Source organism: Methanoculleus sp. MH98A, assembly GCF_000691865.1.
Classification (GTDB): Archaea; Halobacteriota; Methanomicrobia; order Methanomicrobiales; family Methanoculleaceae; genus Methanoculleus.
Map to the genome: position 1 here is coordinate 1 of NZ_JMIO01000024.1, position 17,032 is coordinate 17,032.

General features: G+C 63.0%; 10 protein-coding genes, 1 tRNA gene, 2 pseudogenes and 1 CRISPR repeat array. Of the genes and pseudogenes, 7 read left to right on the top strand and 6 right to left on the bottom strand.

Features of this window, described 5'->3' with window-relative positions; translation table 11 throughout:
• Positions 1-38: 38 nt before the first annotated feature.
• Positions 39-3,010: direct repeats of the CRISPR family, unit length 32 nt; unit sequence GTCGCACCCTTCGCGGGTGCGTGGATTGAAAT.
• 632 nt (positions 3,011-3,642) lie between these two features.
• Positions 3,643-3,716 (bottom strand) — tRNA-Val (locus EI28_RS04595).
• Between the two features lie 137 nt (positions 3,717-3,853).
• Positions 3,854-5,437 (bottom strand): phosphoglycerate dehydrogenase, encoded by a 1,584-nt coding sequence (gene serA, locus EI28_RS04600; RefSeq protein ID WP_048113059.1) that lies wholly within the window; start codon positions 5,435-5,437, stop codon positions 3,854-3,856.
• A 94-nt stretch (positions 5,438-5,531) separates the two neighbouring features.
• Here serA and ppsA point away from each other — a divergent pair.
• The 7 genes and pseudogenes from ppsA to EI28_RS04635 all read left to right on the top strand — a co-directional run bounded on the left by ppsA (position 5,532) and on the right by EI28_RS04635 (position 13,860).
• A pseudogene (gene ppsA, locus EI28_RS04605) lies at positions 5,532-7,819 on the top strand (phosphoenolpyruvate synthase).
• Positions 7,812-8,909: a tyrosine decarboxylase MfnA gene (mfnA, locus tag EI28_RS04610; protein WP_048113060.1), complete on the top strand. Its 1,098-nt coding sequence runs from the start codon at positions 7,812-7,814 to the stop codon at positions 8,907-8,909. The pseudogene ppsA and the gene mfnA overlap by 8 nt, the downstream one beginning before the upstream one ends.
• On the top strand, positions 8,902-9,453 hold the full coding sequence (gene hpt, locus EI28_RS04615) for a hypoxanthine/guanine phosphoribosyltransferase (RefSeq protein ID WP_048113084.1): 552 nt from the start codon (positions 8,902-8,904) through the stop codon (positions 9,451-9,453). Before mfnA ends, hpt begins: the two co-directional genes overlap by 8 nt.
• Positions 9,437-10,384, top strand: coding sequence for a diphthamide biosynthesis enzyme Dph2 (gene dph2, locus EI28_RS04620; protein WP_082223082.1), 948 nt, complete (start codon positions 9,437-9,439; stop codon positions 10,382-10,384). The genes hpt and dph2 overlap by 17 nt, the downstream gene beginning before the upstream one ends.
• Positions 10,381-10,992, top strand: coding sequence for an METTL5 family protein (locus EI28_RS04625; RefSeq protein WP_048113063.1), 612 nt, complete (start codon positions 10,381-10,383; stop codon positions 10,990-10,992). The genes dph2 and EI28_RS04625 overlap by 4 nt, the downstream gene beginning before the upstream one ends.
• A 5-nt stretch (positions 10,993-10,997) precedes the next feature.
• Positions 10,998-12,167, top strand: coding sequence for an MFS transporter (locus EI28_RS04630; protein ID WP_048113065.1), 1,170 nt, complete (start codon positions 10,998-11,000; stop codon positions 12,165-12,167).
• A 43-nt stretch (positions 12,168-12,210) separates the two neighbouring features.
• Positions 12,211-13,860 (top strand): AarF/ABC1/UbiB kinase family protein, encoded by a 1,650-nt coding sequence (locus tag EI28_RS04635; protein ID WP_048113067.1) that lies wholly within the window; start codon positions 12,211-12,213, stop codon positions 13,858-13,860.
• 592 nt (positions 13,861-14,452) lie between these two features.
• Here the strand turns inward: EI28_RS04635 and EI28_RS04640 are convergent.
• From EI28_RS04640 to cofG, 4 genes and pseudogenes are all read right to left on the bottom strand, one after another.
• The gene (locus EI28_RS04640; RefSeq protein WP_048113068.1) at positions 14,453-14,731 is read right to left on the bottom strand and encodes a ferredoxin-thioredoxin reductase catalytic domain-containing protein; all 279 of its coding nucleotides are present in this window, start codon (positions 14,729-14,731) and stop codon (positions 14,453-14,455) included.
• A 10-nt stretch (positions 14,732-14,741) separates the two neighbouring features.
• On the bottom strand, positions 14,742-14,999 hold the full coding sequence (locus tag EI28_RS04645) for a hypothetical protein (protein WP_052379668.1): 258 nt from the start codon (positions 14,997-14,999) through the stop codon (positions 14,742-14,744).
• The gene (purC, locus tag EI28_RS04650; RefSeq protein ID WP_048113070.1) at positions 14,996-15,721 is read right to left on the bottom strand and encodes a phosphoribosylaminoimidazolesuccinocarboxamide synthase; all 726 of its coding nucleotides are present in this window, start codon (positions 15,719-15,721) and stop codon (positions 14,996-14,998) included. The genes EI28_RS04645 and purC overlap by 4 nt, the downstream gene beginning before the upstream one ends.
• A 43-nt stretch (positions 15,722-15,764) precedes the next feature.
• Positions 15,765-16,759 (bottom strand): annotated as a pseudogene (cofG, locus tag EI28_RS04655) (7,8-didemethyl-8-hydroxy-5-deazariboflavin synthase CofG).
• Positions 16,760-17,032: the final 273 nt, after the last annotated feature.

Here is a 17,032-nt window from a genome sequence, read left to right on the forward strand (position 1 = left end):
AAATATCCATGTGCGAGATCACGTCGACCACACGGGCCGTCGCACCCTTCGCGGGTGCGTGGATTGAAATGAGCATTTTGAGAAACGCCGGCGACGCCCGGGCCGTCGCACCCTTCGCGGGTGCGTGGATTGAAATTACGACGAGCGGTTCCCGGGCGTAGCACTGATCCGTCGCACCCTTCGCGGGTGCGTGGATTGAAATCACCGCGATCGATTCTGCCCTGAACCGCCTGGAGGAGTCGTCGCACCCTTCGCGGGTGCGTGGATTGAAATACTCTCGCCGGCGCGATTCACAGCGTGACCGTGCGTGTCGCACCCTTCGCGGGTGCGTGGATTGAAATTCGACCTACATCGAGACGGAGGCCGGGGTCTATGCGTCGCACCCTTCGCGGGTGCGTGGATTGAAATGTGCCCTGAATGCCCCAACCCACCCTCAAGGGCACGTCGCACCCTTCGCGGGTGCGTGGATTGAAATAGGGACATTGTGCTATCACCCTAAAATTGCCATTGTCGCACCCTTCGCGGGTGCGTGGATTGAAATCGGATCTCCTCCCGGGAGACGTCCCTGCCGTAGAGTCGCACCCTTCGCGGGTGCGTGGATTGAAATTGTGCTCCTGCAGGGCCTGCAGGGCCGCCAGGTCGCCGTCGCACCCTTCGCGGGTGCGTGGATTGAAATCGCCAGCCGGCTTTTGGCCATCCCGCTCTCGAGGTCGCACCCTTCGCGGGTGCGTGGATTGAAATAACCGGGGCTATTTCGTGCTCCGTCGAAATGATGGTCGCACCCTTCGCGGGTGCGTGGATTGAAATTGGATCTGAAATAGTGATGACAATTCCCGATAGTGCAGTCGCACCCTTCGCGGGTGCGTGGATTGAAATTCAGCGAGTGAGACGGCCTCGCGGAGATACCGCACGTCGCACCCTTCGCGGGTGCGTGGATTGAAATACGGAGATGGAGGGCTACCTGCGAGCCTGCGACTTGTCGCACCCTTCGCGGGTGCGTGGATTGAAATAATCCCTACGAGTCGTCAGAATCCTGCGTTGTCCGTCGCACCCTTCGCGGGTGCGTGGATTGAAATTCGATCTAGGGCTTGGCGAGAAACCGTGCACGTGGTGTCGCACCCTTCGCGGGTGCGTGGATTGAAATTGCGAGCAGCCGTATTTCGTCCTCAAAGCATGAGGTCGCACCCTTCGCGGGTGCGTGGATTGAAATACGGAGCCCTCGGAGCACCCGATCTCCTCGGCGAGTCGCACCCTTCGCGGGTGCGTGGATTGAAATTTCAAATGGCGTATAAACACAACGTCTGATAAAGTCGCACCCTTCGCGGGTGCGTGGATTGAAATCTGTACCTGGGCCTGTCATACATGCGCACCGGCGGTCGCACCCTTCGCGGGTGCGTGGATTGAAATGTCTTCGGGGTCATCGCCTGGGCGATCGTCGTATCGTCGCACCCTTCGCGGGTGCGTGGATTGAAATACCGACGAGGAAGTTGAAAATATCAACAGGTATCAGTCGCACCCTTCGCGGGTGCGTGGATTGAAATCCGCAGGTTAGCGGGTGGAATTTGCCGGATTGCGTCGCACCCTTCGCGGGTGCGTGGATTGAAATCCTGATTGAGAAGGCCACCAACGAGCAAAAAGGAGTCGCACCCTTCGCGGGTGCGTGGATTGAAATGTCCGGATCCCTGCGGTATCCTCGGACGCGGATAGTCGCACCCTTCGCGGGTGCGTGGATTGAAATTCGTCATACTCGACGTGATAGGTCCGGGCGATCGCGTCGCACCCTTCGCGGGTGCGTGGATTGAAATGGGATACTCCTCCTGCGCACCGACCTCCGGAAGCGTCGCACCCTTCGCGGGTGCGTGGATTGAAATGATGAGGCGCAGATCCGGCGGATCGTCGCAGACGAGTCGCACCCTTCGCGGGTGCGTGGATTGAAATTCGGAGCACCGCGATGTTCGAACACTTGATCCCGTCGCACCCTTCGCGGGTGCGTGGATTGAAATTTATGCACTCATTTGGTAGAGCGCAGCCTTGGTAAGTCGCACCCTTCGCGGGTGCGTGGATTGAAATAGCCGGGCACGGGTGATCGATGATCGCCAGGATCGTCGCACCCTTCGCGGGTGCGTGGATTGAAATCACGCGCCCGGGCGCCGGTAGCGCCGCGTCCACGGTCGCACCCTTCGCGGGTGCGTGGATTGAAATTGAGACTTGCACAGAAGGATAATGCGGTGAAACGAGGTCGCACCCTTCGCGGGTGCGTGGATTGAAATGCCCTCAGCAACAACCCCCAGGTCGCCCCTGAGGTTGTCGCACCCTTCGCGGGTGCGTGGATTGAAATCGGTGGAACGTAGTTGAGGCATTTTCGGCACATCCAGTCGCACCCTTCGCGGGTGCGTGGATTGAAATACCACGGCCTCTTCGGGGTCCTCGCCCGTGCCGGGTCGCACCCTTCGCGGGTGCGTGGATTGAAATATACCGTCACCTGTTCCTGATGCTCCACATCATCGTTGTCGCACCCTTCGCGGGTGCGTGGATTGAAATTGGGCTGATATGTTCTCCTGCTCTGCGATCGCTTGTCGCACCCTTCGCGGGTGCGTGGATTGAAATTTCGGCGTGGTGAGTGTGACGGACGCGTCCTGCCGTCGCACCCTTCGCGGGTGCGTGGATTGAAATAAGCCGAAACGCTACGCGGACATCCTGCCGGAGAAGTCGCACCCTTCGCGGGTGCGTGGATTGAAATCACGAGGGGGGCCGGATCTACGTGATGCCCACGGAGGTCGCACCCTTCGCGGGTGCGTGGATTGAAATACGGCGACTAAAGCAGCGAACGCGGTCGCACTCGGTCGCACCCTTCGCGGGTGCGTGGATTGAAATAAGTTCTCCTGGGAGGCGTTTATCAACGACGACCTCGTCGCACCCTTCGCGGGTGCGTGGATTGAAATGGGGAGATCTTATCCGAGGAGCGAGCCGGCGACCTCGTCGCACCCTTCGCGGGTGCGTGAGTTGAAGTGCCTTCAAGCAGCACTACTATGTAGAAACTTTCGTGTCACACCCTCAAGGGTGTGTGGATTGAAATCATACCCTATTATCTGCCGTGTGGGCGTGGTCGAAAGCCACATCTCTCAAGGGTGTGCGCTTGAAACCATCAGACTTTCTGCCCATCGGCCTGCACTAATCTCAATCATATCTCTCGGGTTGTGTAGTTACTATGTGCGGGATGATCCAGGGGGCACCACACAGGCGCCACATCCCCATAGGCAGGTTGAGTGAATACATAATCGCCGCATGCCCAATTCCTGAACACATCGCCACACCCTTCACGGGTGCGTGGGTGGATGTGTAGAGCCGCCGGGCGGTGATCGCGTCGTTGTCGCACCGTTTACGGATGCGTGGGTTGAACCCCCACACATATGTCCTCTCCCCGATGCCGGAGACGCACGGATCGTGTGGAAAATTCTAAAAATGTGTCTTTGAACTTCGATGACAACTCGAGTGGAAATACAGTGGCCCGAAGATCACGCTCACGGGGTGGCACAATAACTCACATGCCGGCAGCACAATTCTGATGAAATGATCCCCTCGCCTAGAAATATCGCTTCGCGAAGATAATTTCAAAAAATCAATCGTTTCAAAAAACAGTGATGGGCTCGCTGAGATTCGAACTCAGGACCTCCGCCATGTCAAGGCGACGTCATAACCAGCTAGACCACGAGCCCGTGTCTGCCCGACGATCAATAAGGTTGGTGCTCCGGGTATAAAATTATTGCCACGCGCCAAAAACTGCCCCGTCCCGGCTTCGCCGCATCGGGGGGCCGGCACGCGGCAAAAACGGGGGTGGCGGTGATCCGCCCGATCAGATCTCGGCGTGCTTTGCCGTGTGGATGCCGTCGATCTTCTTGATCTCGTCCATCGCGTCGGCCGGAACCGCGGAGTCGACCGTTAGGACCATCAGCGCCTCTTCGCCGGGCTTGTTGCGGCCGACCTGCATCCCCGCGATGTTCACGTTCACGCTTCCGAGGATCGTCGCGGCCTTGCCGATGACGCCCGGCTTGTCGGTGTGGCGGGAGATGACCACGTGGCCGGTCGGGGTCAGGTCGGTCATGTAGCCGCCGATGCTCACGATCCGCGCGCGGTTCGGGCCCGAGACGCTCCCGCTCACCGTCTCGGTCATCCTGTCGGTCTTCGCGGTGATGGTGATGATGTTCTTGAACCCCTGCGCTTCTTCCGTCGTCGTCTCGCTCATCCGGATGCCGCGCTCCTTTGCCACGAACTCGGCGTTCACGATATTGGCCGGCACCTGCAGGATCGGGTCGAGCATGCCTTTCAGGATAACGCGGGTGACGAACTTCGTGTTCGGTAACTGGGCCGCCTCGCCGCCGTAGGTGATCTCGAGCGACTCGAGCCTCCCTTCGACGAGCTGGATGAGGAGGCTGCCCATCTTCTGCGCGAGCATCGCGTAGGGCTCGACCAGCGCCTGCTGCTCCGCCGGGATCATCGGCGCGTTCACCACGTATTTTGCAGAGCCGCCCTCAAGCACGCTGATGCACTGGTTTGCGACCGAGACCGCGACGTTCTTCTGCGCCTCGACCGTGCTCGCCCCGAGGTGCGGGGTGACGATCACCTTATCGAGCCCGAGGAGCGGTGATTCCGTCGGGGGCTCGTTCTCGAAGACGTCCAGCGCCGCACCGGCGACCTTGCCGCTCGCAACCGCGTCCGCGAGCGCCTTCTCGTCGATGATCCCGCCGCGTGCACAGTTGATCAGCCGGACCCCGTCCCTCATCGTCGCGATCGTCTCGGTGTTGATGACGTGGCGGGTCTCCTTGATCAGCGGCGTGTGGACGGTGATGACGTCCGCCCGCCTGAAGAGCTCGTCGAGTGGCACCATCTCCACGCCGAGGCTTGCGGCCCGCTCCTGGGTGATGAACGGATCGTAGGCGATGCACTTCATCTGCATTGCCTGTGCACGCTTCGCCACCTCGCGCCCGATGCGTCCGAATCCCATGATGCCGAGAATCTTGTCGTTCAGTTCGACGCCCATGAACTTCGAACGCTTCCACTCGCCCTCCTTCAGGGACGCAGTCGCCTGGGGGATATTGCGCGCGAGCGAGAGCATCATCGCCATCGTGTGCTCCGTGGCCGCGAGAGTGTTTCCCTCGGGAGCGTTCGCAACGATGATGCCCCTGCGCGTCGCCGCTTCCGTATCGATATTGTCGACCCCGGCGCCGGCACGGCCGATAAACTTGAGTTTTGCTCCCGCGTCGATGACCCGCGCCGTCACCTCGGTTCCCGAGCGCACCAGCAGGCCATCGTAATCTCCGATAATATCCACGAGCTGATTTTCGGTCAGCCCGGTGTTGACATCCACATCGCAGAATTCTCTCAGGATGTCAATCCCTTCCTCTGCCAGCGGGTCGCTGACCAGCACTCTATATTTCACGGTTCAACCCATACTAATTCAACATCATATGTATTGATGCTTTTTCCTCCGAAATCTTTTATGTGATGGTGAGAAGTATATGTGTGGTGCGAGCATGAAGGAAATGCCCAACGTTCTGTGGCTCGAAGAAATAAAAAAGGAAGATATAATTTCTGTAGGTGGAAAGGGGGCCTCATTGGGCGAGATGACGGCCATCGGCCTGCCCGTGCCGAAGGCGTTTGTGGTGACCGCCCAGGCGTTCCGAAGGTTTCTTGTTGAGACCGGGATCGAAGAAGAACTCTTCCGCAGGCTGGAGCGTCTGGACGTCGACGACAACGGAGCGCTCGAATCGGTCTCCCGGGAAGTGCAGGACATCGTCCTCGCCGCCGAGATGCCCGACCATATCCGGCAGGAGATCGTCGACGCGTACGCCCGAATGGGGGTGGACGGAACCATCGTCGCCGTTCGGTCGAGCGCCACCGCCGAAGACCTGCCGGATGCCAGTTTTGCCGGCCAGCAGGAGACGTTTCTCAATATTCTCGGAGAAACCGACCTCCTTGACGCGGTCCAGCGGTGCTGGGCCTCGCTGTATGGCGCGCGCGCCATCTACTACCGGGCAAAACAGGGGTTCGACGACCGGAGCGTGAACATCGCCGTCGTCGTGCAGGAACTCATCGGTTCGGAGAAGTCCGGCGTCATGTTCACCTCCCACCCCGTCACCGGCGAGCCCCTGACGATCGTCGAGGGCTCCTGGGGTCTCGGGGAAGCCGTCGTCTCGGGGAGTGTCTCCCCCGACAACTACGTCTTCGACCTGCGCTCGGAGCGGGTCGTCGACCGCCTGATTGCCGAGAAGGAGATCATGATCATTCCCGAGGGCAGGCACGGGACGAAGACCGTCAACCTCTCCGCGAAACAGCGCACCGCCCCGGTCCTCTCCGACGCGGAGGTGGCGCGCCTCGCAACGCTCGGCAAGATCGCCGAGGACCACTACGGCGTCCCGCAGGATGTCGAGTGGGCGATCGTCGGCGACGACTTCTTCATCCTCCAGTCCCGGCCGATAACGACCATCAAACGCCCGGAGATCCCGCACGGCGAGGCCGCAGGGCAGCAGAAAGGCGCGCTCGGCGTGGTTCTGGTAGAAGGCCAGGGGGCTTCCCCCGGCGTCGCGAGCGGCCGGGTCGTCATCGTGCGCGACGTCAAGGACACGAGCGACGTCAAGGACGGCGACATCCTGGTCACCAAGATGACCAACCCCGACATGGTGCCGGCGATGCGCCGGGTGAGCGCCATCGTCACCGATGAGGGCGGCATGACCTGCCACGCGGCCATCGTGAGCCGCGAGCTCGGGACGCCCGCGGTCGTCGGGACCAAGAAGGCGACGAAGTTGCTCAAGGACGGCCAGATCATCACCGTCGACGGCGAGAAAGGCCTCATCTACGAGGGAGCCGTCGAGGCGCCGGCAGCGGCGGCACCGACAGCCGCCCCGGCGGCGGCAGCGGCCGCCCCGGTCGTCACCGGCACGCTCGTCAAGGTGAACGTCTCCCTGCCCGAAGCCGCACAGCGGGCCGCCGCAACCGGAGCGGACGGTGTCGGCCTCCTGCGGATCGAGCACCTCATCCTCGGCCTCGCGAAGACTCCCGGCTGGTACATCGAGCACGGCGAGGAAGAGACGTTCATCGCCGAACTCTACGGCGGGATCAAGACGGTGCTCGACGCCTTCCCGGGGAAACCCGTCTGGGTCAGGACGCTCGACGCCCCGACCGACGAGTTCCGCAACATGGAAGGCGGCGAGGACGAGCCGATCGAGCACAACCCGATGCTCGGCTGGCGCGGCATCCGCCGGGATCTCCGGAGCCCCGACCAGTTCCGCCTGCAGGTGGAGGCCTTCAAGCGGCTCTGGGCCGCGGGTTACGGCAACCTCGGCGTGATGTTTCCGATGGTCAACCACCCGGACGAGTTCGTCAAAGCCCGGGCGATGATGAAGGAATGGGGGGTCGACGTGGAGACCGCGACCCTCGGGGTCATGATCGAGATCCCGAGCAGCGCCATCCTGGTCGAGGACTTCATCCGGGCCGGGATCCGGTTCGCTTCGTTCGGGACGAACGACCTCATCCAGTACACGCTCGCCATCGACCGGAACAACGAGCACGTCGCCGAGATGTACCAGCCAGGCACCCCGCCGTGCTCCGGCTGATCGACTACGCGATCGGCGTCTGCCGGGAGAACGGTGTCGAGTGCTCCATCTGCGGCCAGGCCGGCTCCGATCCCGACATGGTCACGTGGCTCGTCGAGCACGGCATCTCCAGCGTCTCGGCGAACATCGATGCGGTTCCCCGCATCCGCGAGGCCGTAGCGCGGAAAGAGCAGCAGATCCTTCTTGATGCGGCGAGAAGAAATGCGTGAAGTTGGTTGCCCTGAGGAAGACCTTTTCTCTTTCCTCTCGTCGAAGCGGCGGGAGGATCTCGGTTACCGGAATATCTTAAGTTCGATGTGCACGCCGCCCCACCCGGTCGCGGCGCGGGCGCACGCGATGTTCCTCGAGACCAACCTCGGCGACCCCGGGCTCTTTCCCGGGACGGCCGCGCTCGAGGATCTCCTCGTCCGGAGGCTCGGCACCCTGATGCACCTTCCTGACGCCGGAGGCTACGCGACGAGCGGCGGGACGGAATCGAACATCCAGGCGTTCCGGATAGCAAAGAAACTCAAATCGGCGAAGTTCCCGAACGTGGTGGTCCCGGCGTCGAGCCATTTTTCGTTCATGAAGGCCTGCGACATCCTCGGGCTCGAGATGCGGACGGTGCCGCTCGACGCCGAGTTCCGGATGGACACGGAGGCGGTCGACGATCTTGTGGACAACAACACGGTCGCGATCGTCGGGGTCGTCGGGACGACGGAGTACGGCATGGTCGATCCGATCAGCCGGCTCTCGGAGATCGCCCTCGACCGCGACGTCTTCCTGCACGTCGACGCCGCGTTCGGCGGGATGGTCGTCCCGTTCCTCGACCGTCCCGTCCCGTTCGACTTCAGCCTCCCCGGTGTCTCCTCCATCTCCGTCGACCCCCACAAGATGGGGATGAGCACCATCCCGGCAGGCTGCCTCCTCACACGGAGCCCGGAATGGTTCGCGTGCCTCAACGTCGACACCCCCTACCTGACGGTGAAGCGGGAGTGCACCCTCGCCGGCACCCGGCCCGGGGCGTCGGTGGCCGCGGCGGTCGCCGTCCTCGAGTACCTGGGGGTGGACGGCATGCGGGCGGTGGTCGCCGGGTGCATGGAGAACGCTCGAAGGCTGATCGAGGGGATGGAGACGCTCGGCTACCCGAGAGCCGTGACCCCGGACGTCAACGTGGCGACGTTCTCCTGCGATTGTACGCCCCCGGGGTGGCGGGTCTCGACGACCCGGAACGGGCATATGCGGATCGTCTGCATGCCCCACGTCACCCGCGACGTGGTCGAGCAGTTCCTTGTAGATATGAGTGATATAGATGCTTGAACACCTGATTCATTCGCTGGAAACCTCCCCGATCATGAAGCGGGGGGAGTACAACTACTTCATCCACCCGATCACCGACGGGGTGCCGCTTCTTGAGCCCGCGCTCCTCCGCGAGATCGGGTGCGCCATGGTGCGGATTCTCGACCTCGAAAACGTCGACAAGATCGTCGTCTGCGAGGCGATGGGCATCCACATCGGCGTCGCCTTCTCGATGATGACCGACATCCCCCTCGTGGTCGTCCGGAAACGTCCCTACGGCCTCCCCGGCGAGGTCGCGGTGCACCAGGCCACCGGCTACTCGAAGGGCGAACTCTACTTAAACGGCGTCGATGCAGGCGACCGGGTCGTGATCATCGACGACGTCTGCAGCACCGGCGGAACGCTCCGCGCCCTCATCAACGCGATAGAGAGGACAGGCGCCGAGATTGCCGACATCTGCGTGGTCATCGGCCGGGGCGACGAGGATATCGGCCGGCCGCTCAAGACCCTGGTCAGGATCGAGGTCTCCGAGACGCAGGTGCGTGTCGTTGATACCTGTCTCTAATCTCATCGAGAAACTCCGCGAGCGCGGGGCGCGGTCGGTGGCCCTCCAGTTCCCCGCCGGGCTCGCCCGGCAGGCGCCGGGGACGGCCGCCGCCCTCCGCCGCGAGGGGTTCGAGGTGATCGTCAGCGGCGACCCCTGCTACGGGGCCTGCGACCTCGCGCTCGATGCCCTCGCGTATGCGGACGTTCTGGTGCACTTCGGCCATGCACCGGTCGAGGAGCGCCCGAACGTACTCTACGAGCCCGTCAGGTTCGACTTCGACGTTAACGTGCTTGAGAAGGCCCTTCCTCTTCTTACCGGCCGGCGCGTCGGCCTCGTCACCACCGTCCAGCACGTCCACCTGCTCGGCGCGATGGCGGCCTATCTCCACGATCACGGCATCGAAGCGGTCGTCGCACCCGGTGATCAACGGACGCCGATCCCGGGGCAGGTGCTCGGGTGCAACTTCGCCGCCGCACGGGCCACGGGAGCGGACGAGATCCTCTTTGTGGGAACCGGGGTCTTCCACCCCATCGGGATCCGGCTCGCGACCCGGGCCCGCGTGGTGGCGCTCGACCCCTATACCGGCGAGGCGCAGGAGGTGGATGCCGACCGTCTGGTCCGCCGCCGTGCTGCGGTGATGGAAAAGGCGCGTGACGCCGCGAACTACGGGATCATCGTCAGCACCAAGAGCGGGCAGCAGCGGATGGACCTGGCCCGGCGGCTCGCCGCCCTCTCCGACCGGGCGTTCCTCGTCGCGATGCGCGAGGTCTCGCCCGCCGAGATGCTCGACCTCGGGTTTGGGGCCTACGTGAACACCGCCTGTCCCCGGCTCGCCTACGACGACCAGATCCGGTTCCCCGTCCCGGTGCTGACCGCGCCGGAGTTCGAGATCCTCTGCGGGGCCCGGGACTGGGACGACTACACCATCGACGAGTATCTCGCGCCATGAACCTGCGGCAACTTGAGATGCGGCTCGAACGCCTGGAGGGATTCGAGCGGCCGACGGCCCGGCTCGAACAGTACCAGACCCCGGCGCCGGTGGCGGCCCGGCTCCTCCACCATGCCGCGATGCAGGGCGCGATCGAGGGGCGAGCGGTCTGCGACCTCGGGTGCGGGACCGGAATCCTCGCCTGCGGCGCGGCCCTCCTCGAGGCCTCCTGCGTGACCGGGATAGACATCGACCCGGCCGCGATAGCCGTCGCCCGGAGAAACGCGGAACTGCTCGGCGTCACCATCGAGTTCCTGGTCGCCGACGTCCGGGACCCCGATCTCGACCGGGAGGCGCTTGCCTGCGACACCGTCGTGATGAACCCGCCGTTCGGGGCGCAGAAGGCGCACGCCGACCGGCCGTTCATCGATCTCGGGCTCGAACTCGCGGGGGAGGTCTACGGCATCTTCAACGAGGGCTCGACCCCGTTCGTCGCCGCCTACACGGAAGGCCGGGCAACGATCGAGGAGGTGATCCGGTGCGCGTTTCCCATGCGGCGGACGTTTGCGCACCACCGTAAAGACCGAGTAGATATCACGGTTGAGGTCATACGCCTAAAGAGGATCTGACAACCGTGACCGTTGATACCAAACCTGTCTGGGGGCTCTCCGCCGCCCACCTGGTAACCGACCTCTACTCACCCGTTCTCCCTGCAATCCTCCCGCTCCTGATCGCGGAACAGGGCTACTCGTTCTTCCTCGCCGGGCTGATCGTCACGGTTTACAACCTCACGTCGTCGTTCGTGCAGCCGCTCGTCGGCTGGGTCTTCGATACCCGGGGGTTTGCCGTCCACGTCGGCACGAGCGTGGCCATAAGCGCGATCTTCATCTCCATCGTCGGGTTGCTTGACAACTACTACATCTTAATCGCATCCGTCGCCATAGCGGCGCTCGGGCACGCCTTCTTCCACCCGAGCGCGCTCGGCACCGTCAGCCGCCTGACCAGCGACGCGGTCCGGGGCCGGATCACCTCCTACTTCGTCATCGGCGGCAACCTGGGCTACGCGGTCGGCCCCATCTGTGCGGGCGTCGCCGTCGGGCTGATGGGCCTTCCGGGCCTCGTCATCCTCGCCGTCCCCGGCCTCGTGATGGCGGTGATACTCAGGCGTATCCTGCCCGCTCCCGACCGCCGTTCCGTCCCGGAGACGCGCATCCCTGCCGCCAAACCCTCCTACCGGGCGATCGGTCTCCTGGTCGCGGCATCGGGCCTGCGGGCGTGGGCGATCTTCGGCTCGGTCGCCTTCCTCCCCACCCTCCTCACCATGCGGGGGTTCGACCTCGTGACCGCGAATATCCTGGTCTCGGGCACGCTCATCGCCGGGGTCGTGGGGCAGGTGGTCGGCGGGACGATCTCCGACCGTTACGGCCGCAAAGAGTACACGATCATCGGGCTTGTCACCGCCATCCCGCCGTTCGTCGTATTCCTCACGACCGGCGGCATCCTCTCGCTCGCCGCGCTGATGGTCTTCGGGTTCATCCTCTGGTCGACCTTCGCCGTCACCGTCGCCATGGCCCACGAGATCGCCCCGGGCAACGTCGGGCTCGTCTCCGGCCTGATGCTCGGGCTCGCGGTCGGCGTGGGCGGGCTGGGGGTCTCGATCACCGGCTGGATCGCCGATATGACCACGCTGACGCTCGGGCTCGCAACGATCCCGCTCGCGATCGTCCTCGCCGTGCCGCTCTTCCTCCTCGTCCCCTACCCCTGGAAGTCTCTTGTCCGGGGCCGGCTCCCCTCCCGGGGATGATCCGCCCCATCCCTTAAGTACCGGGAGTGCGGATTCATTCCCGATGGTCACCCGGCTCCAGCGCTATCGCCAGATAGCGGATGTGCTCGTCAAGTACGGTTTCGGGGTTCTCGTCGAGGAAGTCTTCCCCGGGGCCGAGCGGCTGCGGGTCTTCAAGAAGCCTCCCGAAGAGAAGCGATCGGTATACGAGCGGATCCGGCTTGCGATCGAGGAGCTGGGGCCGACCTACATCAAGTTCGGCCAGATCATGAGCACCCGCCGCGAGCTCCTGCCGCCCGAACTGATCGAGGAACTGCAGAGGCTGCAGGACCGGGTTGCCCCGGTTCCGTTTGCGGAGATCCGGCCGGTGATCATGGAGTACTGCCCGAATCTCGAGGAGTGTTTCGATATCATCGAGGAGGAGCCGGTCGCGGCGGCCTCTCTCTCGCAGGTGCACCGTGCGGTGATGAGAGACGGCCGCATCGTCGCCCTCAAGGTGCAGCGGCCGGGGATCGTCGACCTTATCGAGACTGATATTCTGATCCTGCAGTCGCTTGTCGTGCGGGCAGAGTCGATGTTCCCGGACATGCGGGTATACAACCTGCAGGGGATGATGAAGGAGTTCTCGGCCCAGATTCGGCGCGAACTGGACTTCACCCAGGACGGGACGAACGCGGAGCGCCTCAGACAGAACCTGCAGGATCAGGAGTGCGTGAAGATCCCCCGGATCTACTGGCAGATCTCCGGCCCCCGTCTGCTTGCCATGGACTACGTCGAAGGGGTGCGGATCGACGACGTGGAGGCTATCCGGAGCCTCGGTCTCTTCCCCGAGGAGGTTGCCGACACCGGGTTCGCCGCCTACGTCCAGCAGATCTTCGTCGACGGGTTCTTTCACGGCGATCCCCACCCGGGAAACCTCCTGGTGACCGAGCTCGGGGAGATCGTCTTTCTCGACTACGGCATCGTCGGTGTCCTCCGCCCGGAGAGAAGGCGGGTCTTCATCGATCTCCTCCTTGCCATGACCCGCAAAGACGTCGCCGGCGTGATCGCCGCGCTCGGAAAACTCGACGTGCGTATCAACCCGGCGGACCTCGACGCCGTAAAGGACGATCTCTACCTCGTCATGCTGGATTACCGGGAGATGAAACTCGAGCGGGTGAACTTCGCGATTGCGATCCGGGGCCTGACCGACACCCTCCGGCGCTACCACATCCGGGTGCCGTCTACCCTGATGCTGATGATGAAGGTGATCGTCATGGTTATGGACGTCGGCATCCGGCTGGACCCGACGTTCAACTTCGACCAGAGGATCCGGCCGTACCTGCTGGAGATCGCGGCACAGCAGCGGTTCTCGCCGGAGAACGTGACGGGCGCGGTGCGATCGATCGTGGACGCGGCGGAAGGCCTGCTTGCCATCCCCGGAAACGTGAACGAGACGTTAAAGACCCTCTCGGAGGGCACCGTCACGCTCGAGCTCGAGAACCACGACCTCGACCGGATCGTCGGCGTCATCGACCGGACGAGCGACAAGATCATCGTCGGGGTGGTGGTCGCCGCGATCGTCGTGGGCTCGTCGCTGGTTCTCAGGATTGCCGATATCCCCGTTCCCGGGTACGTCTCGGTTCTCGCAACGCTGGGCTACGTCTTCGCGGTGATCGTCGGGTTCTACGCGGTCTACAACGTGCTCAGGTACAGCCGGGGACTGAGGAGGTAAGCGACGGGACATGCTTCCTTGAGCAATGGAGACAGGGGAGGGGGCGAGCCCCCTCCCCGTCAGCCCCACCCCCGCGTAGCGATAGCCACCACGGAAGCCGTGCTATGTGTGAGGTCGTCCCAAAAAGATCTCTGAACCTGCGGTACGCCCTGTTCGGAGCGCTTACATCCAAAGTTTCTACCACCCGAACCAGATCCAGGGCAAAGATGGTGAAACGGCTTTTCATAGAGTATCGCCATTCGGGGGAGGGTCCGGGAGGGGTGTCCCCCCTCCCGGTAGTGATGTTTTGGGACAACCTCACCCACCGGGCCGCATTCTGAGCAAAAAGGGTGAAACGGCTTTCCATTGGATACCCACACCGGGGGAGGGTCCAGGGAGGTACGACCGGAGGAAGCTTGAGAAGACCGAAGGTCTTCGAGTGGGTGTCCCCCCTCCCGGTAATAGCGTTTTGGGACAACTTCTGTAACTGCAAAGAATCAGTAGATTTGAAGGGCGGGAACACGAGCGTTGGATAATTCCGTTCCTGGAGGTTTGGAACTCGAGCACCGCCAGGCCGGATTTGCGCAGTACGGCTGCCGGGACGGGAAAAAAGTTATTCGCCCTTCTTGAAGAACAGCCGGCAGTGGCAGGTTCCCTGCTCCTCGATCTCTTTCTCGTGGTAGATGCAGGGGCAGATGATGATCCGGTCCTTCTCGGGGTCGCCGCTCCGGAGCCTGCAGGGGCAGTATGCCTCCCCGAACCGCTCCTTGTTCCGGGCGAGCCCGCGAAGGACGGCCGAGAGCTGTTTCTCGTCGGGGTTTAAGATGTAGTCCTTCTCCTTCGCGTATTCTTTTGCCCTGGCCCGCGCCTCTTCGATTCCTTCTTCGCTCATAATAAAACTCCTATTGTACAACTCGCTGGCGCCTGTACTCTTCGATATTGGCTATCATCGAGTTAAAGATTTTGACTCGGGGTGCGGCATCGTCGCGGGCACATTTTTGTGCCCCGGAAAGGATGCCGGGGTTGCTCCCGGGGGTCACGTTGCCGTGCTCGTCGCAGGACCGGAACGGGATCCCCCCTTCGCGGTTCAGCCGTGCGAGCACCTCGCCGGGGCCGATGCAGCGCCTCTCCACACTGGTGGCGGCTACGGTGCACCTCATGCAGGCTCGCCCCAGGGCGGGGAGAGAATCCGTTTCGCGACGCCGGCGTAGGTCTCCATGACGTCCCCCTTGCCGAACCGGTAAACGTCCTTATCGAGCGACGTCCCGGTCTCTTTGTCCCAGAGCCGCATCGAGTCCATGCTGATCTCGTCGCCGACGACGATCTCGCCATTGTACCGGCCGAACTCCATCTTGAAATCGACCAGGGTGATGCCGCGCAGGTCGAGGTACTCGCTGAGCAGCTCGTTTACCGCGAGCGCCATGGCCTTGATCTGGTCGAGTTCCTCGGGCGTGGCAAGACCGAGAGCGTAGATCAGGTCGTCGTTTAACATCGGGTCATGGTGGGCGTCGCTCTTGTAGTCGATGACGATCAACGGCGGATCGAGCGGTTCTCCTTCCCTGAATGGGTAGTTGCGCACGATTGAGCCGGCCGCGACGTTTCTCACGATCACCTCGAGCGGGATCATCGTGAGGTTCCGCACGGCAATGACGCCGGACTCGATGCTCGCGAGGTAATGCGTCTTGATCCCGTGCTCTTCCAGGTACCTGAAGATGAAGGTCGAAACTTCCGCGTTGTATCTCCCTTTCCCTTCCAGGGTGTCTTTCTTTTCGCCGTCGAACGCCGTGATGTCGTCCCGGAACTTCATGATGTATACGTCCGGGTCGTCGGTGCGGTAGACGGATTTAGCCTTCCCCGTGTAGAGGAGGTCAACCTGTTTCATGGCCAGATCTCCTGGTATGTGTTGTCCGGGATTCGTCATGAGGTTATGCACCCGCGCCCCGGCCGGGTGCGGCAATCCTCTCCGCGAGCCGCCGGACGAGGGGTTCGAGCAGGGGGGAGTACCAGCCCTTCTCGATGTACTGCGGGTAGATGCAGAGCCGTTCGCGGAGTTCGGCGTCCCCGGCGATCCGCCGGAGTTCGTCGATCTGCGGCCAGGGGTGCTCGGGGTTGACGTAATCGATGGTGAGCGGGGAGACCCCGCCGAGGTCGTTCACGCCGCACCCGATGAGATAGGATGCGTCCGCAAGGTTCGGGGGTATCTGCACCGCCACGTCCGGAGGAAGGATCTCCCGGGCGAGGCGGATCGTCGCACAGATCTCGTCGGTGCCGGGAACCGGCGCGTCCGCCATCGCAGTCCCGGGTTTCGGGCAGAAGTTCTGGACGATCACCTCCTGGATATGGCCAAAGCGTGCGTGGAGGCCGGCGATAACCCGGAGCGACTCCTCGCGGTCGTCCGCCGTCTCGCCGATCCCGAGCAGGATGCCGGTCGTGAACGGTATCGAGAGTTTCCCGGCGTCCTCGATCATCTCTATCCTGACCGCCGGGTCCTTCCCTGGAGAGTTCCTGTGCGCCGGAACGTCCGCGGTCGTCTCGAGCATCAGCCCATGCTTGCGTTCACCTCGCGGAGGCGGTCGAGTTCCTCGTAGGTGAGGATGCCGGCGTTGGTGTGCGGGAGAAGGCCGCGGTCGATGGCCGCGAGGGAGAGGTCGTAGACGTAGTCGAGGATATCCGCGTAGCCGAGCCGCCCGAGCATCTCGCCAAAGCCCGGCACCGCGCCGGGCCGCTCCCCGAAGGTGAAGAGCGCTTCCGTGCACCCGAGGGCTGCGCTCGCTTCCAGCGTCCGGATTGCTTCAGTGGGCGCCATGACGCACCCCTCCCGCACCGGGGTGCGGAAACAGCAGTAGCCGCAGCGGTTCTGGCAGACCGTCGTCAGGGGAAGAAACGCGTTCTTTGAGAAGGTTATCACGCGCCGGTGCATGGGTACATGTCGGCATCGTCTCACATGAACTTTCGGTCGTGAGGGCGACGTTCCCTCGCGCGAAGAACGCGAAGGGAGTTTCAGGCAACTATACTGGACTTCGCGTCTTCGCGTGAGTTGGGCATCAAGGTAGCGGCAGGTGCGGCCTCCCCGCAGATTCGGAGCGTGAGCACCCCATAGGTGGGGCCCGAAGCTTTCGATTTAACCCGGCCCGGCCTTTTCCCGCCGCACGGGAAACGATGCCTTTTTGATACTGCCCCGACAACCGTTTCT